Genomic DNA, 24,411 nt, shown 5'->3' on the forward strand with positions numbered 1-24,411 from the left:
CGGCTCACTGCGTTTCCCTGCGGCAGGCGATCATGTAGTTGACGCTGGTGTCGGCGCTCAGCCAGTAGCGGCGCGTCAGCGGGTTGTACTCCAGGCCCCGGGTGTGCTGCAGGTCCAGGCCGCAGTGGCGGCACCAGCCGGCCAGCTCGCTCGGGCGGATGAACTTGGCGTACTCGTGCGTGCCGCGAGGCAGCAGGTTCAGGACGTACTCGGCGCCCAGGATCGCGAACAGGAAGGACTTCGGGTTGCGGTTCAGCGTCGACAGGAAGACCCAGCCGCCCGGACGCACCAGCTTCGCGCAGGCCGCGACGATCGAGCCCGGATCGGGCACATGCTCGATCATCTCCATGCAGGTCACGACATCGAAGCGGCCCGGCATCTCGTCGGCCAGCGCCTCGGCGGCGACCTCGCGGTACTGCACGTTCTGCAGGCCGGCCTCCATCGCGTGCAGCTGCGCGACCTTCAGCGAGCGTTCAGCCAGATCGACCCCCAGCACCTGCGCGCCGCGCCGGGCCATCGCCTCGCTGAGGATGCCGCCGCCGCAGCCGACGTCGACGACCTGGCGGCCGTCGAGCGATCCGGCGCACTGCTCGATCCACTCGAGCCGCAGCGGATTGATCTGGTGGAGCGGACGGAACTCGCTCTCCGGGTCCCACCACTTGTGGGCCAGCTCGCTGAACTTGGCGAGCTCCTTGGGGTCGACGTTTTGCATGATCCGGCGATGGTAGCGAAATCGGACGGGCAACAAAAAACCCCGCCGGGGCGGGGTTCCTTGAGCGAGCAGGGTGCTGCTTACTTGGTGCGGGTACCGACGACCTCGATTTCCACGCGACGGTTCTTCGCGCGGCCTTCGTTGGTCTTGTTGTCGGCGACCGGCTGCTTCTCGCCCTTGCCTTCGGTGTAGATGCGGTTCGGCTCGATGCCCTTGCCGACCAGATACTTCTTGACGGCTTCGGCTCGACGCAGCGACAGCTTCTGGTTGTAGGCATCGGAGCCACGGCTGTCGGTGTGGCCGACGGCGATGATGACTTCCAGATTGATGCCCTTGACCTTGCTGACCAGGTCGTCCAGCTTCGCGCCGGCGTCCTTCTTCAGGACAGCCTTGTCGAAGTCGAAGAACGCGTCGGCGGCGAAGGTGACCTTCTCGCTGACCGGAGCGACCGGGACCGGAGCGGGGGCCGGAGCCGGAGCCGGAGCGACCGGGACGACGGCCGGAGCCGGTGCCGGAGCGGGGGCCGGAGCCGGGGCCGGAGCCACCGGAGCCGGGACGCCGTCGCAGCCCTGGACGCCGGTCTGCGGGGTCCAGAAGGCGTCACGCCAGCACAGTTCGTTCGTGCCGTTCTTGATGACGGTGCCGTCGGCAGCGCGCCAGTTGTCGACGGCGCCGGAGGTCGAGCCACCGGTCGCACAGGCGGCGAGAGCGGCCGACGCGAACAGCAGTGCAACCTTGTTGAGTTTGTTCATGGTTCTCCTCTCGAGAAAAGCCGCAGATCGGGCTGCAAGATGCAGAAAAAGCGGCGGCCCATGCTTGCCGATGAGAGCGCGGCACTAGGGACCGACAAATTCATTGTGCCATACGCGCTTTGCCGGCTTGTGCCACGGGAAGACGCCTCCGGACAGCGATGTTGCGCCATGACGACATTGCGCGGATCGTAGAATGGAGGGCTCGATGTCTCGTACAGCCCTGCGCTGACGAGCGCGTCCCCGCTGTGCAACGGTCCGACCGCATGACTCAATTCGCCAAAGAAACCCTGCCCGTCAGCCTCGAAGAGGAAATGCGCCGCTCGTACCTCGACTACGCGATGAGCGTGATCGTCGGGCGGGCGCTGCCGGATGCACGCGACGGTCTGAAGCCGGTGCACCGGCGCGTGCTCTACGCGATGCACGAGCTCAACAACGACTGGAACCGCCCCTACAAGAAGAGCGCGCGCATCGTCGGCGACGTGATCGGCAAGTACCATCCGCACGGCGACACCGCGGTCTACGACACCATCGTGCGCATGGCGCAGGACTTCTCGCTGCGCCACATGCTGGTCGACGGCCAGGGCAACTTCGGCTCGATCGACGGCGACAACGCCGCGGCGATGCGCTATACCGAGATCCGCCTGGGCAAGGTCGCGCACGAGATGCTGGCCGACATCGACAAGGAGACCGTCGACTTCGGCCCGAACTACGACGGCAGCGAGCGCGAGCCGCTGGTGCTGCCGACCCGGCTGCCCAACCTGCTGGTCAACGGCTCGGCCGGCATCGCGGTGGGCATGGCCACCAACATCCCGCCGCACAACCTCAACGAGGTGGTCGACGCCTGCCTGCATCTGCTGCGCCAGCCCGACGCCACCATCGACGAGCTGATGGAGATCATCCCGGCGCCGGACTTCCCCACCGCTGGCATCATCTACGGCGTGGCCGGCGTGCGCGAGGGCTACCGCACCGGTCGCGGGCGCGTGGTCATGCGCGCGCGGGTGCATTTCGAGGACATCGACCGCGGCGCGCGCCAGGCGATCATCGTCGACGAGATTCCCTATCAGGTGAACAAGAAGACGCTGCTCGAGCGCATCGCCGAGCTCGTCCACGAGAAGAAGATCGAGGGCATCAGCCACATCCAGGACGAGTCGGACAAGTCCGGCATGCGCGTGGTCATCGAGCTCAAGCGCGGCGAAGTCCCGGAGGTGGTGCTCAACAACCTTTACAAGCAGACGCAGCTGCAGGACAGCTTCGGCATGAACATGGTCGCGCTGATCGACGGTCAGCCGCGCTTGTGCAACCTCAAGCTCCTGCTGGAGATCTTCCTGGAGCACCGCCGCGAGGTGGTGACGCGCCGCACGGTGTACGAGCTGCGCAAGGCACGCGAGCGCGGCCATGTGCTCGAGGGCCTGGCGGTGGCGCTGGCCAACATCGACGAGTTCATCCGCATCATCAAGACCTCGCCCACGCCACCGATGGCGCGCGCCGCGCTGATGGAGCAGGGCTGGGACTCGGCGCTGGTGCGCGAGATGCTCGAGCGCGCGGGCAGCGCCGCGCTGGGCGGCCGCGAGGCCTTCCGCCCCGAGGGGCTGCCGGCGCAGTACGGCCTGCAGGACGACGGCCTCTACCGCCTGTCCGACGACCAGGCCGGCGAGATCCTGCAGATGCGCCTGCAGCGCCTGACCGGCCTGGAGCAGGACAAGATCGTCGGCGAGTACCGCGACATCATGGCGACCATCGCCGACCTGCTCGACATCCTGGCGCGGCCCGAGCGGGTCACCGCGATCATCGTCGACGAGCTGGGCGTGCTGCGCGCCGAGTTCGGCCAGACGAAGCTGGGCGCGCGCCGCTCCACCATCGAGCACAACGTGCAGGAGCTAGGCACCGAGGACCTGATCACCCCGACCGACATGGTGGTGACGCTCAGCCACGGCGGCTACATCAAGAGCCAGCCGCTGGCCGAGTACCGCGCCCAGAAGCGCGGTGGCCGCGGCAAGCAGGCCACGCAGACCAAGGAAGACGACTGGGTCGACCAGCTCTTCATCGCCAACACGCACGACTGGATGCTGTGCTTCAGCGACCGCGGCCGCGTCTACTGGCTGAAGGTCTGGGAGGTGCCGCAGGGCGGGCGCGCCAGCCGCGGCAAGCCGATCGTCAACATGTTCCCGCTGCAGCCGGGCGAGAAGATCACCGTGGTGCTGCCGCTCACGGGCGAGTTCCGCAGCTTCCCCGCCGACCACTACATCTTCATGTCGACCGCGCTGGGCACGGTGAAGAAGACGGCGCTCGACGAGTTCAGCAACCCGCGCAAGGCCGGCATCATCGCGGTCGACCTGGACGAGGGCGACCACCTGATCGGCGCGGCGCTGACCGACGGCGAGCATGACGTGATGCTGTTCTCCGACGGCGGCAAGGCGGTGCGCTTCCACGAGGGCGACGTGCGCCCGATGGGCCGCAACGCCCGCGGCGTGCGCGGCATGTCGCTCGAGGACGGCCAGAACGTCATCGCGATGCTGGTGGCCGAGGACGAGTCGCAGAGCGTGCTGACCGCCACCGAGAACGGCTACGGCAAGCGCACCAGCATCGCCGAGCACACCCGCCACGGCCGCGGCACCAAGGGCATGATCGCCATCCAGCAGTCCGAGCGCAACGGCCGGGTGGTCGCCGCCACGCTGGTGCGCGCCGAGGACGAGATCATGCTGATCACCGACCGCGGCGTGCTGGTGCGCACCCGCGTGTCCGAGATCCGCGAGATGGGCCGCGCGACCCAGGGCGTCACGCTGATCGCGCTGGACGAGGGCACCCGGCTCTCGGGCCTGCAGCGCATCTTCGAGAACGACGCCAACGAGTCCGCCGAGCCTGGCGCCGACCCGACCGTCGATCCGGCCGCCGAGGCCGCCACCGATTCCCCCACCGACACCGGCGCCAGCGCCGGGGAGACTGCCTGATGACTTGCCTGTCCACCCTGCGTCGCCTGGCGCTGATTCCTGCCGCGACGCTGGCGCTGGCGGCGGCGCTGCCGGCGCAGGCCGCCGAGCCGAGCGCAGCCAAGAAGGAGCTGATCGCCAAGGTCATCTCGCTGCAGCAGGGCGGCATCGAGGGCATCGCCCGCAGCCTGGTCGAGCAGCCGGCCATGGCGCTGATGCAGCAGGCCGGCATGGTGCTGCAGACGCGCATCGCGCCGGAAAAGCGCGAGGCCGTCGCCAAGGACATCCAGGCCGACGTGCGCAAGTACGTCGACGAGGCCACGCCGGTCGTGCGCGACCGCGCGCAGAAGATGGCGCCGGGCGTGATGGGCTCGATGCTCGACGAGAAGTTCAGCGAGGACGAGCTCAAGCAGCTGGTCAGCTGGCTGGAGTCGCCGGTGGTGCGCCGCTACCAGCAGATGACGCCCGAGATCCAGAAGGTGCTGTCCGAGAAGCTGGTCACCGAGACCCGCACCGCCGTCGAGCCCAAGCTGCAGGCGCTCGACCGCAGCATCAGCACCCGCCTGGGCGTGCCGCAGCCGGCCTCGGCGCCGGCGAAGAAGTGACTCTCCCGAAGACCTGTTGATCCGACGATGACGATGACTGCGCGCCCCTACAACTTCTCCGCCGGTCCCGCGGCGCTGCCCGAGGAGGTCCTGCAGCAGGCTGCGGCCGAGATGCTCGACTGGCACGGCTCGGGCATGAGCGTGATGGAGATGAGCCACCGCGGGCGCGAGTTCATCTCGATCGCCGAAGCCGCCGAGGCCGACCTGCGCGAGCTGCTGGCGGTGCCGGCGGACTTCCGCATCCTGTTCATGCAGGGCGGCGGCCTGGCCGAGAACGCGATCGTGCCGCTGAACCTGTCGCGGGGCGGCGCGGCCGACTTCGTCGTCACCGGCGCCTGGTCGCAGAAGTCGGCCAAGGAGGCGAAGCGCTACTGCGACGCCCAGGTCGCGGCCAGCAACGCCGAGGGCGGCCACCTGTCGATCCCCGCGGCGGCCGGCTGGGCGCTGCGCCCGGACGCGCGCTACGTGCACGTCTGCAGCAACGAGACCATCCACGGCGTCGAGTTCCAGGCGCTGCCGGATCTGAAGGCCCTGGGCAGCACGGCCGAGCTGGTGATCGACTGCTCGTCGCACATCCTGTCGCGCGCGATCGACTGGTCGAAGGTGGGGCTGGCCTTTGCCGGCGCGCAGAAGAACATCGGCCCGGCCGGCGTCACCATCGTCATCGTGCGCGAGGACCTGCTCGGCCATGCGCTGGCGATCTGCCCGAGCGCCTTCGACTACAAGCTGGTGGCCGACAACGCCTCGATGTACAACACGCCGCCGACCTACGGCATCTACATCGCCGGCCTGGTGTTCCAGTGGGTGAAGCGCCAGGGCGGCGTGGCCGAGATGGAGCGCCGCGCGGTCGAGAAGGCCGGGCTGCTCTACGGCTATCTGGACGGCGAGGGCGCGGGCTTCTACGTCAACCGCATCGATCCGGCCTGCCGCTCGCGCATGAACGTGCCCTTCCAGCTGCGCGACGAGTCGCTCAACGCCGACTTCCTCAAGGGCGCGCAGGAGCGCGGCCTGCTGCAGCTCAAGGGCCACAAGAGCGTCGGCGGCATGCGTGCGTCGATCTACAACGCCATGCCGCTGGCCGGCGTGCAGGCGCTGGTGGACTACCTGCGCGCCTTCGCCGCCGCCCGCGGCTGATCCGACTCCTCGACCACGACAAGACCGGGACCCTCCTGCCATGACCACGCCCGACCACGACGCCGCGTCGCCCGCTCCGACGCTGCCGGAGCTGCGCGACCGCATCGACGCGCTCGACCGCGAGCTGATCGCGATGCTCAACCGCCGCGCCCGCCTGGCGCAGGAGGTCGGCGAGATCAAGAAGAAGGAGGGCTCGGTCGTCTTCCGCCCGGAGCGCGAGGCGCAGGTCATCGACGGCCTGAAGCAGTTCAACCCGGGACCGCTGAAGAACGAGAGCGTCGCACCCATCTGGCGCGAGATCATGAGCGCCTGCCGCGCGCTGGAGACGCCCACCCGCGTGGCCTATCTCGGTCCGGCCGGCACCTTCAGCGAGGAGGCGGCGCTGGGCTTCTTCGGCTCGTCCATCGTGCGGGTGCCGTGCGCCAGCATCGACGAGGTCTTCCGCAACACCTCGGCCGGCGTGGCCGACTTCGGCGTGGTGCCGGTCGAGAACTCGACCGAGGGCATGGTGGCGCGCTCGCTCGACATCTTCCTGACCACGCCGCTGTTCATCATCGGCGAGACCAGCCTCTTCGTGCGCCACAACCTGCTGCGCAAGGAGAACGCGCTCGACGGCATCGAGGCGGTCTGCGCGCACCCGCAGGCGCTGGCGCAGTGCCACGACTGGCTGTCGCTGCACCTGCCGCACGCCGAGCGCCGGCCGGTCTCCAGCAACGCCGAGGGCGCGCGCCTGGCCGCGCAGGACAGCCGCCTGGCCGGCATCGCCAGCGCGCGTGCGGCCAGCGAGTACGGCGTGCATGTGGTCGCTCCGGCGATCCAGAACGATCCGCACAACCGCACCCGCTTCGCGATCGTCACCGACCCGCACCGCCATCCGGCCCCGCAGGCTTCCGGCCACGACTGCACCAGCCTGGTGGTGTCGGTGGTCAACCGGCCCGGCGCGATGTACGACATCCTGGCGCCGCTCAAGCGCCACGGCGTGTCGATGACCCGGCTGGAGTCGCGTCCGGCGCGCTCGGGCCAGTGGGAGTACTACTTCTTCATCGACCTGCAGGGCCATCCCGAGCAGCCGGCGGTGCAGACCGCGATGCACGAGCTGCGCGAGGCCTGCGCCTTCTTCAAGGTGCTCGGCGCCTACCCGATCGACGCCCACTGATCTCCCCTCTGCCGGCAGGTTCTCCAATCATGTTCAATCAACTCGGGGTGATCGGCTGCGGCCTGATGGGCGGCAGCTTCGCGCTGGCCCTCAAGCGCGCCGGTCTGGTGCAGCGGGTGGTCGGCTACAGCAAGTCGCCCTCGACGGTGGAGCGCGCGCGCCGGCTGGGCGTCGTCGACATCGCGGCCGAATCGGCGCTGCTGGCGGTCTCGGGCTCGGACATCGTGCTGATCGCCGTGCCGGTGGCCGCCAGCGACGCGACCTTCAAGGCGATCCGCCACCTGGTCGAGCCCGGCACGCTGTTCATGGATGTCGGCAGCACCAAGCGCGACGTGGTCGACGTGGCCCGGCGCGTGCTGCGCGAGCGCATCGGCAGCTTCGTGCCGGCGCACCCGATCGCCGGCAAGGAGGTCGCCGGCGTCGAGCATGCCGACGCGCAGCTCTACCAGGGCAAGCAGGTCATCCTCACGCCGCTGGCGCAGACCGATCCGGTCATGGTGCAGAAGGCCACCGACGTCTGGGCCGCGATCGGCTGCCAGGTGCTGCGCATGACGCCGGAGAACCACGACGCGGCCTTCGCCGCGGTCAGCCACCTGCCGCACCTGCTGGCCTTCGCCTATTTCAACGCGGTGATGTCGCAGCCGGCCGGCCGCGAGTTCCTGTCGCTGGCCGGTCCGGGCTTCCGCGACTTCACCCGCATCGCCGCGGGCGATCCGACGGTCTGGCGCGACATCCTGATGGCCAACCGCGAGGAGGTGCTCAAGCAGTCGCAGCGCCTGCGCCATGCGCTCGACGCCTTCGAGGTGGTGATGCGCTCGGGCAACCAGGAGGCGCTCGAGGACCTGATCCGCACCGCCTCCGAGGGCCGTTCGGGCTGGCAGATGAATGCCCGTCCGGCCACCGCCCGCTGATTTCCGAAGAACAATCCTGCGCATGTATTCGATCCCGTACCTCGACCTTCCGCCGCTCGGCCATGCCGCCGGCACCGTGCAGCTGCCCGGCTCCAAGAGCATCTCGAACCGGCTGCTGCTGCTGGCGGGCCTGAGCGAGGGCACGACGACGCTGGTCGACCTGCTCGACTCCGACGACACCCGCGTGATGCTGGCGGCGCTGCGCACGCTGGGCTGCGCCATCGTCCAGGACGGCCGCCTGACCCGCATCACCGGCTTCGCCGGCCGACCCCAGGTGGCCTCGGCCGAGCTCTTCCTGGGCAACGCCGGCACCGCGATGCGCCCGCTGACCGCCGCGCTGGCGGTGCTGGCCACGCAGCAGGGCGGGGCGGCCTACACGCTGGGCGGCGTCAAGCGCATGCACGAGCGCCCGATCGGCGACCTGGTCGACGCGCTGCGCGGCCTGGGCTGCACGGTCGACTGCCTGGGCACCGAGGGCTATCCGCCGCTGCGGGTGGCCGGCGGCACGCTGGACCTGGCCGCGCCCGTCAAGGTACGCGGCGACGTGTCGAGCCAGTTCCTGACCGCGCTGCTGCTGGCGCTGCCGCTGGCGGCGACCGATCGCGCCGTCACCATCGAGGTGGTCGGCGAGCTGATCTCCAAGCCCTACATCGAGATCACGCTGAACCTGCTGGCGCGCTTCGGCATCGCGGTCGAGCGCCAGGGCTGGGAGCGCTTCGTCATTCCGGCCGGCAGCCGATATGTCACGCCGGGCGAGGTGCATGTCGAGGGCGACGCCTCGTCGGCGTCGTACTTCATCGCGCTGGGCGCGATCGCCGGCGTCGACGCGCCGGTGCGCATCGAGGGCGTGGGCGCGGCCTCCATCCAGGGCGACATCCGCTTCAAGGAGGCCGCCGAGGCGATGGGCGCGGTGGTGCACGCCGAGCCCAACGCGCTGGAGATCCGCCGCGGCGCCTGGCCGCTGAAGGCGATCGACCTCGACTGCAACCACATTCCCGACGCGGCGATGACGCTGGCGGTGATGGCGCTCTACGCCGACGGCCCCAGCACGCTGCGCAACATCGCGAGCTGGCGCGTGAAGGAGACCGACCGCATCGCCGCGATGGCCTGCGAGCTGCGCAAGCTCGGCGCCACGGTCGAGGAGGGCGAGGACTTCCTGCGCGTCGAGCCGCTGGCGCGCTTCCAGCCCGCCTCGATCCACACCTACGACGACCACCGCATGGCGATGTGCCTGTCGCTGGCCGCCTTCAACCGGCTGAATCCGGCCGGCGACGGCGAGCACGCGGTGCCGGTGCGCATCCTCGACCCGAAGTGCGTCGCCAAGACCTTTCCCGACTATTTCGAGGCGCTGTTCTCGGTGGTCGAGGCCCGCGCGGCCGACATTCCGGTGATCACCATCGACGGCCCGACCGCCTCCGGCAAGGGCACGCTGTCGGCCAGCGTGGCCGCGCAGCTGGGCTGGCACACGCTGGACTCGGGCTCGCTGTACCGGGTGACCGCGCTGGCGGCGCGCCGCGCCGGCGTCTCGGCCGACGACGAGCAGGGCCTGGCCGCCACCGCACGGGCGATGCAGCTGCGTTTCGAGGGCGTGCGGGTGCTGCTCGCCGGCGAGGATGTCAGCGACGAGCTGCGCGACGAGGCGGTGGGCATGATGGCCTCGCGCATCTCGGCCTGGCCGGCGGTGCGTGCCGCGCTCTACGACCTGCAGTGCGGCTTCCGCCAGCTGCCCGGCCTGGTGGCCGACGGCCGCGACATGGGCACCGTCATCTTCCCCGACGCCGGCCTGAAGATCTTCCTGACGGCGACGGCGGCCGCGCGCGCCGAGCGCCGGCTCAACCAATTGATCGCAAAGGGAATTTCTGCTAGCCTCGACGATCTTCGGGCCGACCTGGAGGCACGCGACGAGCGGGACCGCACCCGCGCGACCGCGCCCTTGAGACCGGCCGAGGACGCGCTCCGGCTCGACAACTCCCAGCTCGGCATCGAGGCTTCGGTGCAGCAGGTGGTGGCCTGGTGGAACGCACGGCAGCCCTTCGACGCGCGCTGAGCGCCGCCGGATCGACCGCCACCTGAAAGCCTGGCCCGGCGTCCCACGCCTGGTGCGCGATGCACCTCCGGGGCGCCGGATCATCAACTCAACCCCGCCACGGAAGTGGCACCCGCCGCCGGCGCACCCGCCGGTGCAGAAAGTCCCCAATGTCCCAAGCAGCTATGGCCGACCTCGGCATGGAATCCTTTGCCGCGATGTTCGAGGAGTCGCTCCAGCGCGCCAACATGCGCGCCGGTGAAGTGATCTCCGCCGAAGTCGTGCGCGTCGAGCACAACTTTGTCGTCGTCAACGCCGGCCTGAAGTCGGAAGCGTACGTCCCGCTGGACGAGTTCAAGAACGACCAGGGCGAGATCGAGGTCCAGGTCGGCGACTTCGTGTCGGTCGCGATCGACGCCATCGAGAACGGCTACGGCGACACCATCCTGTCGCGCGACAAGGCCAAGCGTCTGGCCTCGTGGCTGTCGCTGGAGAACGCCCTCGAGTCCGGCGACTTCGTCACCGGCACCGTCTCGGGCAAGGTCAAGGGCGGCCTGACCGTGCTGGTCAACGGCATCCGCGCCTTCCTGCCGGGCTCCCTGCTGGACACCCGTCCGGTCAAGGACATGAGCCCGTTCGAGGGCAAGACCATGGAGTTCAAGGTCATCAAGCTCGACCGCAAGCGCAACAACGTCGTGCTGTCGCGCCGTGCCGTGGTCGAAGCCTCGATGGGCGAAGAGCGCGCCAAGCTGCTCGAGACGCTGCGTGAAGGCGCGATCGTCAACGGCGTGGTCAAGAACATCACCGAGTACGGCGCGTTCGTCGACCTCGGCGGCATCGACGGCCTGCTGCACATCACCGACATGGCCTGGCGCCGTGTCCGTCACCCGAGCGAAGTGGTGACGGTGGGTCAGGAGCTGACCGCCAAGGTCCTGAAGTTCGACGCCGAGAAGAACCGCGTCTCGCTGGGCCTGAAGCAGATGGGCGACGATCCGTGGCTGGGCGTCTCGCGCCGCTACCCGTCGGGCACCCGCCTGTTCGGCAAGGTCACGAACATCGCCGACTACGGCGCGTTCGTCGAGATCGAGCCGGGCATCGAAGGCCTGGTGCACGTCTCGGAAATGGACTGGACCAACAAGAACGTCGCTCCGTCCAAGGTCGTCTCGCTGGGCGACGAGGTCGAGGTCATGGTCCTGGAGATCGACGAGGACAAGCGTCGCATCTCGCTGGGCATGAAGCAGTGCCGCGCCAACCCGTGGGACGAGTTCGCGCAGAACTTCAAGCGCGGCGACAAGGTCAAGGGCCCGGTCAAGTCGATCACCGACTTCGGCGTGTTCGTCGGCCTGGCCGCGGGCATCGACGGCCTGGTGCACCTGTCCGACCTGTCGTGGAACGAGCCGGGCGAAGCCGCGGTCCGCAACTACAAGAAGGGCCAGGAAGTCGAAGCCATCGTCCTGGGCATCGATGTCGAGCGCGAGCGCATCTCGCTGGGCATCAAGCAGCTCGACGCCGACCCGTTCACCGCCTACACCTCGGTCAACGACCGTGGCATGACGGTCGCCGGCAAGGTCAAGTCGGTTGACGCCCGCGGCGCCGAGATCCAGCTGAACGACGACGTCACCGGCTACCTGCGTGCTTCGGAAATCGCCCGCGAGCGCGTGGAAGATGCCCGCAACGTGCTGAAGGAAGGCGACGAGGTCACCGCGCTGATCATCAACATCGATCGCAAGACCCGCTCGATCCAGCTGTCGATCAAGGCCAAGGACAACGCCGAGCAGCAGGAAGCCCTGCAGCGCCTGTCGGCCGACTCCAGCCGCGAGAACGCCGGCACCACCAGCCTGGGCGCCCTGCTGAAGGCCAAGCTGGACCAGGGCCACTGATCGCTGCCCGCTGACGAACGCCACGGACTCCTCGCTGCATGACCCGCTCCGACCTCGTGACGCTGCTGGCCGACCGCTTCGGCCAGCTGACCCATCGTGATGCCGAGTTCGCCGTCAAGACGATGCTCGACGCGATGACCGAGGCCCTGGGGCGGGGCCACCGCATCGAGATCCGTGGCTTCGGCAGCTTCGCGATCAACCGCCGGCCGCCGCGCATGGGGCGCAATCCCCGTTCCGGCGAGCCGGTCGGCATTCCCGAGAAGCTCGTGCCGCATTTCAAGCCGGGCAAGGCCCTGCGCGAGGCGGTCGACCGCATCGACGACGGTGGCAGCTCCGCCGCCTGAGATCGCGTTTTCCCTCCTCTTCCTGCCGCGTCCTGCGGCGGCTCCTCGCACCTGCACGCCGGCATGGCCGTGCCCGCGATCGGCAAGGCGCCGATCGAACTAGAATCCCGGTGCGATGCGATTCCTTTCCTGGCTTTTCCGGGCCGCGATCTTCTTCGTGCTGTTCGCGTTCGCGCTGAACAACCAGCACGAGGCCCAGATCAAGTGGTTCCTTGGCTTCGAGTTCCGGGCACCGATGGTGCTGATGGTGCTCGTGGTCTTTGCCGCCGGTGCGCTGTTCGGCGTGCTGGCGATGACGCCGAACTGGTGGCGCCAGCGCCGCCGTGCGCGTGCGCGCATCGAGCCGCAGGCTCCGGTCGCCTCGGCGGCGGCCCCCGCCGGCCCGCCCGGACCGCAGACCGTGCCGGTCCTGCCCGACGTTCCCCTCGGACTGCCTCCCCGCGATGGACTTTGACCTGCGCTGGCTGCTGCTGGCGCTGCCGCTGGCCTTCGGGCTCGGATGGCTCGCCTCGCGCCTGGACATGCGCCAGTGGAGGCGCGACATCGAGTCGTCGCCGCGCGCCTATTTCAAGGGCCTGAACCTGCTGCTCAACGAGCAGCAGGACAAGGCGATCGATGCCTTCATCGAGGCGGTCCAGCACGATCCCGGCAGCTCCGACCTCCATTTCGCGCTGGGCAACCTGTTCCGGCGCCGGGGCGAGTACGAGCGCGCGGTGCGGGTGCACCAGCATCTGCTGGCCCGGGCCGACCTGCCGACCGCCGAGCGCGATCGTGCCCAGTACGCGCTGGCGCAGGATTTCCTGAAGGCCGGTCTCTTCGACCGCGCCGAGGCCGCCTACCAGGCGCTCGAAGGCACGCCCTTCGCGACCGACGCCCGCATGGCGCTGCTGACGCTGCACGAGCGCTCGCGCGACTGGAAGTCCGCGATCGAGGTCGCGCGCCAGCTCGAGGCGGTCGCGGCCGGCTCCTTCGGACCGCGCATCGCCCACTACTGGTGCGAGCTCGCGCTCGAGGCGGACGCGCGCGGCCAGCCTGCCGACGCCGACAGCGCGCTCGACAAGGCGCGCCAGGCCTCGCCGCAGGCGGCCCGCCCGCTGGTGCAGGCCGGTCAGCGCGCCGCGCGCGCCGGGCGGCACGACGCGGCGCTGCAGGCCTGGCTGCCGCTGGCGACGCTGTCGCCGGGTGCGCTCTCGGTGATCGCCTCGGACTTCGCGGCCAGCGCGACCGCCTGCGGTCGCGGCGACGAGGCGCGCACGGTGCTGCAGGACCTGCATCGCCAGTCGCCGACCTCGGACCTGCTGGCGGCGCTGCTGCGCCTGGATGGCGATCCGGCGTCGCGGCGCCGGCTGCTGCTCGAGCATCTGCGCATCCAGCCCGGCATCGGTCCGGCGCTGGGGCTGCTGCGCGAGCCGGGCGGCGAGGCGCTGTCGCCCGACGAGATGCAGGCGGTGCAGTCCAGCCTGGCGCAGTCGCTCAAGCCGCTGCAGCGCTACCGCTGCGCCGCCTGCGGCTTCGAGGCGCAGCAGCATTTCTGGCAATGTCCCGGCTGCCAGGGCTGGGAGACCTTCCCGCCGCGCCGCCTCGAGGACCACTGAGCAGGCACCTCGGGCGGTCTGCCGCGCGCCGCCTTGTCCCCCCGACGGGGGACCCCCTCGTGGGGATGGGCAGGCCCGGGGGCCGGATCTATCGTGATCTCGCGCCGGGGACCTGGGCCGCACCGATCGCGGACCCGCCACGGCGGTGTCGCGGCCAGCCACCCGGCCGGTCGCTCCGTCATCCGCGAACGCGGCCTGCCACGGCCGCACAGGGGAAGATCATGGTGCTGATCCGCAATCTGCTGGCCGGCCTCGCGCTGGCGCTGGCCTCGGCCACCTGCTGCCTGGCCGCCACCGACATCAACAAGGCCTCGCAGGCCGAGCTCGAGTCGATCAAGGGCATCGGCCCGGCGATGTCGGCGCGCATTCTCGACGAGCGCAAGAAGTCGCCCTTCCGCGACTGGGCCGACGTGATGGAGCGGGTCAAGGGCATCAAGCAGGCCACCGCGACCAAGTACTCGACCGGCGGGCTGACCGTCAACGGTGCGACCTTCGCCGCTCCCGCCGCGGCCACCGCCACCGCGGCCCTCACGTCGGCGAAGAAGCCCTGAGGTCCTGCGGCGTGCGCGGCGGGTCGAGCGCTCTCCCGGTGACCTCGGCCGCAAGGGCGCCGGCCAGTCGCGCGACGCTGGCGGTCCGCGGACGGCGCTCCTGCGCGTCCCAGCCGAAGAAGGCGATCACGTCGGCACGCCGGGCCTGCGCATCGGCCTCGCCGAGCGCGATCAGCTCGCGGGTGTAGCCCGACTCGAACAGCAGGTAGCTGGCCAGCGCCGCGCCGCGGGCCGACGTGCCCCGGCCGCTGACGCCGACGCCGCGCAGCAGGCTGCGCACCGTCAGCGGCAGGCTGTCGAGATGGCGCCCGGCGATCTCGTCCAGGCGCTGGCTCGGCGCGATCACCAGCGCCTCGATCGGCCGCAGCGCCGTCTGCGCCAGCGCCTGCGGCGGAAGCAGGGCCAGCGTCGCGTTGATGCGCTGCAGCCGCTCGACATCGACCGCCAGCGCGTCGAGGAAGATGTTCGACAGCGCATGGCCGGCGATCTGCGCGATCGTGGGATAGCCGCTGATCTCCAGATGGGCGCCGGCCGGCTCGTGCATGCGCCCGGCACCGACGATCAGGATGCGCTCGGCGCCGAGATGGACCGCCGGCGAGATCGGCGCGGCCTGGCGCATCGAGCCGTCGCCGAACCAGCCGGTGCGCTCGCCGAAGGGCAGCTCGACCGCCGGGAAGACGAAGGGAATCGCCGCCGAGGCCAGCAGATGCCGCACCCCGAGCCGGGCCGGCACCGCGATGCGCTGCGAGCGGTTCCATGGAGCGATGTCCTCGCGGCTCTCGTAGAAGGTGACATGCTCGCCGCTGGTGTAGCTCGACGCGGTCACCGCGATCGCGTCCAGATGGCCTTCGGCCATCAGGCGCTGCAGCCGGTCGAAGCGCACCATGCGCAGCAGCAGCGACTCCAGCGGGCTGTTGTCCAGCAGCGAGCGCGGGCGCAGCCGCCGCCAGCGGTGCAGCAGCCAGCCGAAGGACATCATCGTCAGCCACGGCGCGCCGGTGCGCAGCACGCCCAGCGAGTCGGTGCGGTAGACCTGCTCGGAGCGGAACTGCGACCAGACATCGGCGATCTCGCGCACCGCGGCATCGTGGCGGTCGGCCTGGCAGGCCAGGGCGGTCGCGTTGATCGCGCCGGCCGAGGTGCCGGCAATGATCTGGTAGGGGCTGCAGGTCGGTGCGCCGACCTCGCGTGCGATGTCGGCGATCGCGCGCAGGACGCCGACCTGATAGGCGGCGCGCGCGCCACCGCCGGTCAGCAGCAGCCCGGTGCGGCGCCGGGCGGGCGCCGTCGATCCGGGCAGTCGGGCAGTGTCCATCGCGTCAGTCTACGGCGCAGGCTGCGCCATGACGCCGGAAAACCGGGGCGTACGCCCTTCAGTCCCGGTGCTGACGGATCAGCCGGCGCTGCAGCAGCGCGATCGCGGCCAGGCTGGCGGCCAGCAGCGCGATCGGGTTCGAATCGTTGTCCGCCAGGCGACCCGCCTGGGCCGAGGCGGCCGCTTCGGGGCTGCGGGGCCGCGGATCGGTTTCCTGGGAGACGGGCTGCGCGGAGGCGCCGGCAGCGGCCAGCAGCAATCCGAAGGCCAGCGAGAACGAGGGCTTCATGATCGATTTTCCCTGCGGCGTGAATCGTTGTATGACAAGACAGAACGATGAAATCGTCAGTCTTCGAAGCCGATTCTATGCGCCGGCATCAACAGGGATCCGTGTAAACCCTTAAATATTGGTGTCCAGCTGTGAGGTCCGGAGGCTCATCAGGTGCGCCAGATGCGCGGCGGACAGGGCTCGAGCTGCCAGGCCTGCCGGCGCCAGGCCGCACGCACCGCCACCAGCAGCTGCATCGCCGGCTCGACCCGCTCGGCCAGCACCCGCAGCACGATCAGTCGGCCGTCCAGCGCGCTGACGCCGGCCTGCATCGCCAGCGGCGATGCGTCGATCACCTCCCGGGCCAGCTCGACCAGACGGGAGGCGCGGTCGCGGCCCAGGGCGCTGCCGCCGCTGAACCACATCGTGCCCAGCACCCGCCGGCCGGCCCAGCCGAGCGGACCGTCGAGCAGCGTGCGGTCGTCCGCCTCGATGCGGGCCCGCTCCAGCCAGAGGTCGGGCAGTTCCAGGTGCTGCTCGTAGCGGCCGCGCTCCCAGGGCTCGCCGGCGGCCGGCAGGCCCAGCGCCAGCAGGTCCCAGCCGATCATCTCGGCGCCCGGTGCCAGCTCGAAGCGCATGCGGTTGACCGCGATGCAGTCGCGGTAGGCGATCGTCTCGAGCGGCAGCCACTCGAGGCGTGCGCCCTCGGCCACGCGAGCCTGCACCTGCTGCAGCGCCGCGGCGCCGGCGCTGCGATAGAAGCGGGTCGCGCCCGGCGTCGTGACCAGCGCGTGGGTGCCGGCCTCCAGCGTCGCGTCGATCTCCAGCGTGTCGCCGCCGACGATGCCGCCGGGGGGGTGGACCAGCACATGGTGGCAGATCGCGCCGCCTTCCGGGTACAGGCGCTGCAGCACGCGCAGCGGACCCTCGTGGCGGTCGAGCGCGATCGTTCGGTCGCCGTCGCGGGTGTAGCGCAGGTTCAGTCGGCCGGGCCAGCTCATGGGGCAGTCAGGAACGTCGAAAGGGCGGGAGTGTAGCGGGCCGTCTCATGCCCGTGCCTGTCCCTGGGGCCGGCCGGCGGGACTCGGTTCAGGCCGCGGCCGGCAGCGTCGTGCGGCGATACATGTCGATGATGTGGTCGCCCGCGGTGATCGGCGGATAGCGCGGCGGATCGCCGGCGTCATGGCAGCCGGGCAGGGCGGCCACCTGGGCGTGGTAGTCGATGTCGTGGAACCAGGCGATCGAGAAGCGCTCGCGCCCGCTGTGGCGGTTGACGACGCGGTGCAGCGAGGAGCGGTATCGGTCGTTGGTCCAGCGCTGCATCAGGTCGCCGAGGTTGACCACCAGCGTGCCGGGCATCGGCGGCACGTCGATCCATTCGCCCTCGCGCTGGACCTGCAGGCCGCCGGACTCGTCCTGGGCCAGCAGCGTCAGGCCGCCCCAGTCGGTGTGCGCGCCCGAGCCGATCTGGCCGTCGAGCCGGCTGGCCGACTGCGGCGGATAGTGCAGCAGCCGCAGCACCGGCATCGGATTGCGCTGGAAGGGATCGAAATGCGCGCGCGGCAGCTTCAGCGCCAGCGCGATCAGGCCCATCAGGTGGCGGCCGAGGCGGGTCATCGTCGCCTGGTAGGCCTCGACGGTGGCCTGGAAGCCGGGCACCAGCGCCTCGTCGGGCCACTGGTTCGGGCCGTGGTTGGGCGTGCCGGCGCGCACCAGCGCGTCCCAGGGGCCGCGGTCGACGCCGAGGTAGAAGCTCTCCTTCAGGTCCGCGGGGCGGCCGGATTCCAGCGCCTGCCAGCCCACCGGGTCGTAGCCCCGGCACAGCCCGCCCGACAGCTCGACATGCCAGCGTCGCTTGACCTCCTCGGGCAGCGCGAACAGCCGGCGCGACAGCATGAAGAGATGGTGGCTGAGCGCCAGCGGCACGCCGTGGCCGGTGACATGGAAGAAGCCGTCGCGCCGGCAGGCCGCGTCGATGCGGGCGGCGATGGCGTGCAGGGCCTGGGGGTCGTGACCGAAGCTGGGGGCCAGATCGATCACCGGCAGCGGGCTGTCCGGCATGGAAAACGCTCCTGGAGGCGAAAGACGAGAAATCCGTCACGCAGAATCGCACGAGCCATGCCAGCCGGTCATGCCCGCGATGCACCGATCGCGGGCGGCGAGCTGTTCAGCGGCCGAGCCAGAAGCGGGCGTGCACCGCGGCCAGATCGTCCTCGATCGCGGGAATCGGGCCCCAGACGCGGATCGGCTTCTGGCCGCGCGAGAAGACCTCGCGGCAGGGCACGTCCAGCGTCGGGTTCTCCGGGTGGCGGCCGGTGGTGGCGCGCAGCCGCGACTCGCTCATGCCGTAGACCAGCCGGCCGATGCCGGCCCAGTACTGGGTTCCCGAGCACATGCAGCAGGGCTCGACGGTGGTGTAGAGCGTGCTGTTCCACAGCAGCTCGGCGTCGAACTTGGCCGCGGCCTGGCGCGCGAGCACCGCCTCGGCGTGGTTGACGCTGTCGACGTTGCCCTGGATCAGCAGCACCGTCTCGTGGTCCGGGCCGACCAGCAGCGCGCCGAAGGGGTGATGGCCCTGCTCCATCGCGGCGCGTGCGATGTCGCTGGCCTGGCGCAGGTGCAGCAGCATCTGCTCCATCGTCGGGTCGGGCGAGGTGAAGGCATGCATGGCACTGATCATGCGCCTTTTTCCCGTTTCAGTGCGCGTTCGATCCGCGATGGGCCCAGCCGGTCGTGCGCTTCTCCACCACCGAGAACAGCTCGTACATCACCATCGCCATCGCGCCGACGACGACCAGCCCGGCGAACGCCAGCCCCATCTGCATCGAGCTGCCGGCCGAGATCAGCAGGTAGCCGATGCCCTCGTTGGCCGCGGTCATCTCCGACACCGTGGTGCCGACGAAGGCCAGCGTGATCGCCACCTTCAGCGAGCCGTAGAAGTAGGGCAGCGAGCGCGGCAGCCCGACCTTGACCAGCACGTCCCAGCGCCGCGCGCCCAGCACCCGCAGCACGTCCTCCAGCTCGGGCTCGAGCGTGGCCAGGCCGGTGGCGATGTTGACCATGATCGGGAAGAAGCTGATCAGGAAGGCCGTCAGGATGGCCGGACCGATGCCGATGCCGAACCACACCACCAGGATCGGCACGAAGGCGGCCTTGGGCAGCGCGTTGAAGGCGGTCATCAGCGGATAGACCGCCGCATAGGCCGCGCGCGAGCTGCCGATCAGGAAGCCCAGCAGCACGCCCACCACGATCGACAGGCCGAAGCCGGCCATCGTCACCCAGAAGGTGCGCCAGGCATGGCCGGCGATGGTGGCGGCATGTTCCTTCAGCGCGGCGGCGATCGAGGCCGGGCTGGGAAAGATGAACTCCGAGATGCCGAAGCCCGAGCACAGCACCTGCCACAGCAGCAGCACCAGGACCAGCAGGATCCAGGGCGACCAGCGTTCCATCTGTCGGGCGTTCATTGGGCGATCTCCGTGCCGGTCAGGCCGGCGACCGGCTTGCGCATCGCGCCGATGTGGCCGCGCAGCTCGTGCACGATGGCGGTGAACTCGGGCGTGTAGGTGATCTCCAGGTCGCGCGGGCGCGGCAGGTCGATCTCGCGCCTGACGACGAAGCGGCCCGGGCTCCTGCTCATCACGTAGACCGTGTCGGCCAGGAACACGCTTTCGCGCAGGTCGTGCGTGACCAGGATGACGTTGAACTTCTGCGCGGCCTGCAGGTCGCGCAGCGCGCACCACAGCTCCTCGCGGGTGAAGGCGTCGAGCGCGCCGAAGGGCTCGTCGAGCAGCAGCATCTTCGGCTCGTGGATCAGCGCGCGGCAGATGCTGGCGCGCTGCTGCATGCCGCCCGAGAGCTGCCACGGGAACTTGTCCTCATAGCCGGCCAGGCCGACGCTGGCCAGCAGCCGGCGTGCCTTCTCGCGGTACTCGGCCCGCTTCTGCTTGAAGCTCGAGCGGTAGGGCTCGACGATCTCCAGCGGCAGCAGCACGTTGTCGATCGTGGTGCGCCAGGGCAGCAGGCTCGGCGCCTGGAAGGCCATGCCGGTGATCTTCAGCGGCCCGGTGACCTCCTGGCCGCCGATGATGACGGTGCCGCGGCTCGGGCGCTTCAGGCCGGTGGCCAGCTTCATGAAGGTGGACTTGCCGCAGCCCGAGGGGCCGACGATGGCGATGAACTCGCCCTCGCCGACCTGCAGGTTGATGTCCTCGACGGCGAACTGCTGCTGGGCCAGCAGCTCGTCGTTGTAGGCCAGCCAGACCTCGTGGAAATCGACGAAGGGCCGGTCGTGGGGCGTGCTCATCGCGTCAGGCTCCGTGCATCACTTCTTCGCCGCGGCGAAGACGTTGCGCTCGGCCGCAGCCGGCAGGAAGCCGCCGTTCCAGACCGCGTCCGGGTTGATGCGCTCCTTGGTGGCGAAGGCGTCGGCCACCTGGCTGGCCATCAGGCTCAGGCGCGGGCCGCTGACCGCGCCGAAGCCCTCGGCCCGGGCGTCCGGCGTCAGCACCGAGGCGTCGAGCGCGAGCTTGAGCCGGCGCAGCTCGAGCTCGCCGTTGATGATGCCGTCGCGCGCCTTGACCGTCTCGATGCCGGCCTTCGGATCGGCGATGACGTCCTTCACGCCCTTGGTGAAGGCGCGCAGGAAGGCCTTCACCGCCTCCGGGTTCTTCTTCAGGAAGCCCTCGCCGACGATGATCGCGTTGCCGTAGAGCTTCACGCCGTGCGCGGGGTAGGGCAGCACGACCACGTCCTCGGCCTTGACGCCGCGCGCCTCCAGGTTCAGCAGCGAGGTGAAGGAGAAGCCGGTGATCGCGTCGATGTCGCCGCGCACCAGCATGGTCTCGCGCAGCGTCGGGTCCATGCCGGTCCAGGTCACGCCGCCGATGGCGTTGGCCTTGGCGAAGATCGGCCAGGCCTTGCGGCCGGCGTCGAAGACCGGCGCGCCGAGCTTCTTGCCGTTCAGGTCGGCCGGCGCCTTGATGCCCGACTTCTTCAGCGCCAGCACCGCCGCCGGCGTGTTGTTGTAGACCATCATCACCGCGACCGGCTTGTTCGGCGCGGTGGGGTTGTTGGCGTGGAACTCCATCAGCGCGGCCAGGTCGGCGAAGCCCATGTCGTAGGTGCCCGAGGCCACGCGGGTGACGGTGCCGCCCGAACCGTTGCCGGCGTCGACCGTGACGTCGAGCTTCTCGGCCTTGAAGTAGCCCTTGGCCGCGGGCTGCAGGAACAGCGCGGCCGGTCCCTCGAAGCGCCAGTCGAGCTGGAACTTGACCGGGGTTTCCTGGCTGTGCGCCGGGCTGGCGAGCAGGCCCAGCGTCGAGGCGGCGGCAAGCACCATCACGGTGCGTCGGATCGGCGAGAGAACGGACATCGTCGTGGGCTCCAAGCTGTATACAGTTTGCGGAGAACCGGGCTTGCAATATCCGTGCGCGCCTCGCAAGCCGAAGGACCGGGGCGGTCCGGGATCAGGGCCCGGCGGCCGGGGCCAGCGCCGCGGCCAGGTCGGCGACGCGCGGATGCAGGCGCAGATTGCTCTCGACCTCGGAGATGTGCGCCTCCATCAGCCGCACCGCCTCGTCGCCGTCGCCGCGCGCCAGCGCGTCGACGATCTGCACATGGCCTTCCTGCGAATGCTCGGCCGAGTGCGAGGACTGGTACATCAGCGAGATCAGCGAGGAGCGCGAGAGCAGGTCGACCAGCAGCTGCGCGAGCACCTCGTTGCCGAGCTGGCGCGCCAGGATGATGTGGAAGTCCGCCAGCAGCCGGGTGCGCCCGGGCACGTCGGTGCGCTGCACCGCCGAGGCTTCCGCGCGCAGATGTGCGCGCAGTTCCTCGACCTGTTCCGCGGTGATGCCGCGCGCGAGCTGGCGCACCATCGCCGTCTCGAGCATCTGGCGCACCGCGAAGACCTGGCGGGCCTCCTCGACGCTCGGCCGGGCGACGAAGGCGCCGCGCGCGGGCTCCAGCGTGATCAGCCGGTCGCGGCTGAGCTGCATCAGCGCCTGGCGCACGATGGTGCGCGAGACCTTGAAGATGTCGGCGATTGGCTGCTCGGCGAGCTTGGTGCCCGGCATCAGGCGGCGCTCGACGATCGCCGCGGTGATCGCCTCGGCGATGCGCCGGGTCATCGTGGCGCCGGGATCGGCGCCGTCGCCTTCGGCGGGCGCGGCGGCATCGGCCTGCAGGGCCTTGGGCATCAGGGAGCTGGCACGACTCATGAACGACTCATGATGAAAAAATCGGTTCCGAAGGACGCACCGGAACGGTCCGGTGACACACGCAATACGGAGGCCAGTCTGTCGCAGCACTTCACGACCCGGGAGTCCGGGGATCCCGGAAACCGTGCATCCGACTGTATACAGTTGGTGCATGTGCACGCCATCGGCGCATTCCCGGGGAGCGCGGGCGGTGCGGCCGGGCTGGCTCCGAAGGGGGGATCATGCTGCATCTGCTGAACCTGTTCGCCGCGATCGCGCTGCTGATCTGGGCCACCCAGCTGGTGCGCACCGGCGTGCTGCGCCTGTTCGGCGAGAGCCTGCGCCGGATGCTGGCCGCCAGCATGGGCGCCTGGCCCAAGGCGATGCTCTCCGGGATGGTGGTGACCTGCATCGTGCAGTCCAGCACCGCGACCTCGCTGATCGTGTCGTCCTTCGTCGGCAAGGGGCTGGTGGCGACCGCGCCGGCGCTGGTGGTGATGCTCGGCGCCGACATCGGCACCAGCGTGATGGCGCTGGTCTACTCCTTCGACCTGTCGTGGCTGTCGCCGCTGCTGATCTTCGCCGGCGTGGTCGCGCACCTCTCGCGCGAGAAGAGCAGCACCGGCCAGCTCGGCCAGATCGGCATCGGCCTGGGGCTGATCACGCTGGCGCTGCAGCTCATCGTCGAGAGCACCCGACCGCTGGTGGAGGCGCCGCTGGTGCGCACGCTGCTGGTGTCCATCCCCAACGACCTGGGCATCGAGCTGGCGGTGGGCGCGGCACTGGCGATCCTGTCGTATTCCAGCCTGGCGGTGGTGCTGCTGGTGGCGACGCTGGCCGACCAGGGGCTGGTGCCGGTGCCGACCGCGCTCGGGCTGGTGCTGGGCGCCAATCTGGGCCGGGCGCTGGTGGCGGTGCTGTCGGTGCTGCGCTCGGACGTGGCGACGCGGCGGCTGCCGATGGGCACGCTGGTGTTCAAGGTCGTCGCCTGCGCGCTGGCCGCGCCCTTCATGGCGACCTTCCATGTCTGGCTGCAGGAGGGCGTGCCGCAGGTGCTGCAGCAGATCGTCGTCTTCAACCTGATGTTCAACGCGGCGCAGGCGCTGCTGTTCGTGCCGGTGGTCAAGCCGCTGGCGCAGGCGCTGGAGCGCTGGATGTCGCCGCCGCCGCAGGTCGACGAGCGCACGCCGCGCCACCTCGACCGGCTGGCGCTGGGCACGCCCTCGCTGGCGCTGAGCTGCGCCGCCCGCGAGGCGCTGCGCCAGGCCGACGCGGTCGAGACGATGCTGCGCGGCATCGTGCCGGTCATCCGCGGCAACGACCTCGGCGAGGCCGAGCGGCTGCGCGACATGGACGACGTGGTCGATGCGCTCTACACCGCGGTCAAGCTCTACCTGACCCAGATCTCGCGCCAGCCGCTGTCCGAGCGCGAGAGCCAGCGCTGGACCGAGATCGTCTCGTTCACGATCAACATGGAGCAGATCGGCGACATCATCGAGCGGGTGCTGCAGGACGTGGAGGACAAGAAGATCCGCAAGCAGCGCCGCTTCTCCGAGGCCGGCATGGCCGAGATCATCCATCTGCACGAACGGCTGATGGCCAACCTGCGCCTGGGCATGAGCGTGTTCCTCGACGGCCACCCGAGGGACGCGCAGAAGCTGCTGGAGGAGAAGGCGCGCTTTCGCGAGCTCGAGCATGCCTACGCGGCGCGCCATCTCGACCGCCTCAAGGACAACACGCCCGACAGCATCGAGACCAGCTCGCTGCACCTGGACCTGATCAGCGACCTGAAGCGCATCAACTCGCACATCTGCTCGATCGCCTATCCGATCCTGGAGCCGGCCGGCGCGCTGGCGCAGACCCGGCTGCGCCCCTCGCGCATGGCCGGGCTCGACGAGATCCGCGGCGATCTGCGCGGCTGAGGCCCCCGCGGCCGCGGGGCGGGCGGCCGCTCCGACTTGATCGCGCTCACTGCAGCGCCCCGTTCCGGGTGAAAGAATAAGGGTTTGTACTTATTCTCTGCAGCACCCGTGACCGC

Annotated in this window: 23 protein-coding genes; 12 read left to right on the forward strand and 11 right to left on the reverse strand. The window is 70.0% G+C overall.

Going from position 1 to position 24,411, the window contains the following annotated elements; genetic code table 11:
- Positions 1–4: 4 nt before the first annotated feature.
- Positions 5–712, reverse strand: coding sequence for a bifunctional 2-polyprenyl-6-hydroxyphenol methylase/3-demethylubiquinol 3-O-methyltransferase UbiG (gene ubiG / locus HNQ01_RS11335; RefSeq protein ID WP_173805551.1), 708 nt, complete (start codon positions 710–712; stop codon positions 5–7).
- Between the two features lie 80 nt (positions 713–792).
- Complete coding sequence (gene ompA, locus HNQ01_RS11340) at positions 793–1,464, reverse strand: outer membrane protein OmpA (RefSeq protein WP_173805552.1); 672 nt, start codon at positions 1,462–1,464, stop codon at positions 793–795.
- Positions 1,465–1,727: 263 nt separating this feature from the next.
- On the opposite strand from ompA, the gene gyrA reads away from it, so the two are divergent.
- From gyrA to HNQ01_RS11395, 11 genes are all read left to right on the forward strand, one after another.
- Positions 1,728–4,412 carry a DNA gyrase subunit A gene (gene gyrA, locus HNQ01_RS11345; RefSeq protein WP_173805553.1) on the forward strand — a complete coding sequence of 895 codons (2,685 nt, stop codon included), beginning with the start codon at positions 1,728–1,730 and terminating at the stop codon, positions 4,410–4,412.
- Positions 4,412–4,996, forward strand: coding sequence for a DUF2059 domain-containing protein (locus HNQ01_RS11350; protein ID WP_286180720.1), 585 nt, complete (start codon positions 4,412–4,414; stop codon positions 4,994–4,996). The genes gyrA and HNQ01_RS11350 overlap by 1 nt, the downstream gene beginning before the upstream one ends.
- Positions 4,997–5,029: 33 nt before the next feature.
- Positions 5,030–6,130 (forward strand): 3-phosphoserine/phosphohydroxythreonine transaminase, encoded by a 1,101-nt coding sequence (serC, locus tag HNQ01_RS11355; protein WP_173805706.1) that lies wholly within the window; start codon positions 5,030–5,032, stop codon positions 6,128–6,130.
- A 40-nt stretch (positions 6,131–6,170) separates the two neighbouring features.
- Entirely contained in the window at positions 6,171–7,286 is a 1,116-nt protein-coding gene (pheA, locus tag HNQ01_RS11360; RefSeq protein WP_173805554.1) for a prephenate dehydratase, read from the forward strand.
- 29 nt (positions 7,287–7,315) lie between these two features.
- Complete coding sequence (locus HNQ01_RS11365) at positions 7,316–8,197, forward strand: prephenate dehydrogenase (protein WP_173805555.1); 882 nt, start codon at positions 7,316–7,318, stop codon at positions 8,195–8,197.
- 22 nt (positions 8,198–8,219) lie between these two features.
- Positions 8,220–10,244, forward strand: a complete 2,025-nt coding sequence (locus HNQ01_RS22420; RefSeq protein ID WP_173805556.1) for a bifunctional 3-phosphoshikimate 1-carboxyvinyltransferase/cytidylate kinase — start codon at positions 8,220–8,222, stop codon at positions 10,242–10,244.
- Positions 10,245–10,393: 149 nt separating this feature from the next.
- A complete protein-coding gene (rpsA, locus tag HNQ01_RS11375) occupies positions 10,394–12,103 on the forward strand; it encodes a 30S ribosomal protein S1 (RefSeq protein ID WP_173805557.1) in 1,710 nt (569 codons plus the stop codon).
- Positions 12,104–12,141: 38 nt separating this feature from the next.
- Positions 12,142–12,447, forward strand: coding sequence for an integration host factor subunit beta (locus HNQ01_RS11380; RefSeq protein WP_173805558.1), 306 nt, complete (start codon positions 12,142–12,144; stop codon positions 12,445–12,447).
- Between the two features lie 115 nt (positions 12,448–12,562).
- Positions 12,563–12,901 carry a LapA family protein gene (locus tag HNQ01_RS11385; protein WP_173805559.1) on the forward strand — a complete coding sequence of 113 codons (339 nt, stop codon included), beginning with the start codon at positions 12,563–12,565 and terminating at the stop codon, positions 12,899–12,901.
- Positions 12,891–14,042 carry a lipopolysaccharide assembly protein LapB gene (gene lapB, locus HNQ01_RS11390; RefSeq protein WP_173805560.1) on the forward strand — a complete coding sequence of 384 codons (1,152 nt, stop codon included), beginning with the start codon at positions 12,891–12,893 and terminating at the stop codon, positions 14,040–14,042. Before HNQ01_RS11385 ends, lapB begins: the two co-directional genes overlap by 11 nt.
- Before the next feature lie 224 nt (positions 14,043–14,266).
- Positions 14,267–14,593: a ComEA family DNA-binding protein gene (locus HNQ01_RS11395; RefSeq protein WP_353621689.1), complete on the forward strand. Its 327-nt coding sequence runs from the start codon at positions 14,267–14,269 to the stop codon at positions 14,591–14,593.
- Here the strand turns inward: HNQ01_RS11395 and HNQ01_RS11400 are convergent.
- From HNQ01_RS11400 to HNQ01_RS11440, 9 genes are all read right to left on the reverse strand, one after another.
- Positions 14,571–15,908: a patatin-like phospholipase family protein gene (locus tag HNQ01_RS11400; RefSeq protein ID WP_173805561.1), complete on the reverse strand. Its 1,338-nt coding sequence runs from the start codon at positions 15,906–15,908 to the stop codon at positions 14,571–14,573. The two genes, HNQ01_RS11395 and HNQ01_RS11400, sit on opposite strands and share 23 nt — an antisense overlap.
- A 58-nt stretch (positions 15,909–15,966) precedes the next feature.
- Positions 15,967–16,197 (reverse strand): hypothetical protein, encoded by a 231-nt coding sequence (locus HNQ01_RS11405; RefSeq protein WP_173805562.1) that lies wholly within the window; start codon positions 16,195–16,197, stop codon positions 15,967–15,969.
- 149 nt (positions 16,198–16,346) lie between these two features.
- Positions 16,347–17,177 (reverse strand): urease accessory protein UreD, encoded by an 831-nt coding sequence (locus HNQ01_RS11410; protein WP_173805563.1) that lies wholly within the window; start codon positions 17,175–17,177, stop codon positions 16,347–16,349.
- 88 nt (positions 17,178–17,265) lie between these two features.
- Positions 17,266–18,237 carry an isopenicillin N synthase family dioxygenase gene (locus tag HNQ01_RS11415; RefSeq protein WP_173805564.1) on the reverse strand — a complete coding sequence of 324 codons (972 nt, stop codon included), beginning with the start codon at positions 18,235–18,237 and terminating at the stop codon, positions 17,266–17,268.
- 106 nt (positions 18,238–18,343) lie between these two features.
- Positions 18,344–18,844, reverse strand: a complete 501-nt coding sequence (locus tag HNQ01_RS11420) for a nucleoside deaminase (protein WP_286180721.1) — start codon at positions 18,842–18,844, stop codon at positions 18,344–18,346.
- Between the two features lie 28 nt (positions 18,845–18,872).
- A complete protein-coding gene (locus HNQ01_RS11425) occupies positions 18,873–19,640 on the reverse strand; it encodes an ABC transporter permease (protein WP_173805565.1) in 768 nt (255 codons plus the stop codon).
- The gene (locus HNQ01_RS11430; protein ID WP_173805566.1) at positions 19,637–20,479 is read right to left on the reverse strand and encodes an ABC transporter ATP-binding protein; all 843 of its coding nucleotides are present in this window, start codon (positions 20,477–20,479) and stop codon (positions 19,637–19,639) included. The genes HNQ01_RS11425 and HNQ01_RS11430 overlap by 4 nt, the downstream gene beginning before the upstream one ends.
- A gap of 18 nt (positions 20,480–20,497) precedes the next feature.
- A complete protein-coding gene (locus tag HNQ01_RS11435; protein WP_434801499.1) occupies positions 20,498–21,547 on the reverse strand; it encodes an ABC transporter substrate-binding protein in 1,050 nt (349 codons plus the stop codon).
- A gap of 94 nt (positions 21,548–21,641) precedes the next feature.
- The gene (locus HNQ01_RS11440) at positions 21,642–22,394 is read right to left on the reverse strand and encodes a GntR family transcriptional regulator (protein ID WP_173805567.1); all 753 of its coding nucleotides are present in this window, start codon (positions 22,392–22,394) and stop codon (positions 21,642–21,644) included.
- A 221-nt stretch (positions 22,395–22,615) separates the two neighbouring features.
- On the opposite strand from HNQ01_RS11440, the gene HNQ01_RS11445 reads away from it, so the two are divergent.
- Entirely contained in the window at positions 22,616–24,295 is a 1,680-nt protein-coding gene (locus HNQ01_RS11445) for a Na/Pi cotransporter family protein (RefSeq protein ID WP_173805568.1), read from the forward strand.
- Positions 24,296–24,411: the final 116 nt, after the last annotated feature.

It is taken from the genome of Sphaerotilus uruguayifluvii (assembly GCF_013294065.1).
In the GTDB taxonomy this organism is placed as follows: domain Bacteria; phylum Pseudomonadota; class Gammaproteobacteria; order Burkholderiales; family Burkholderiaceae_C; genus Sphaerotilus; species Sphaerotilus uruguayifluvii.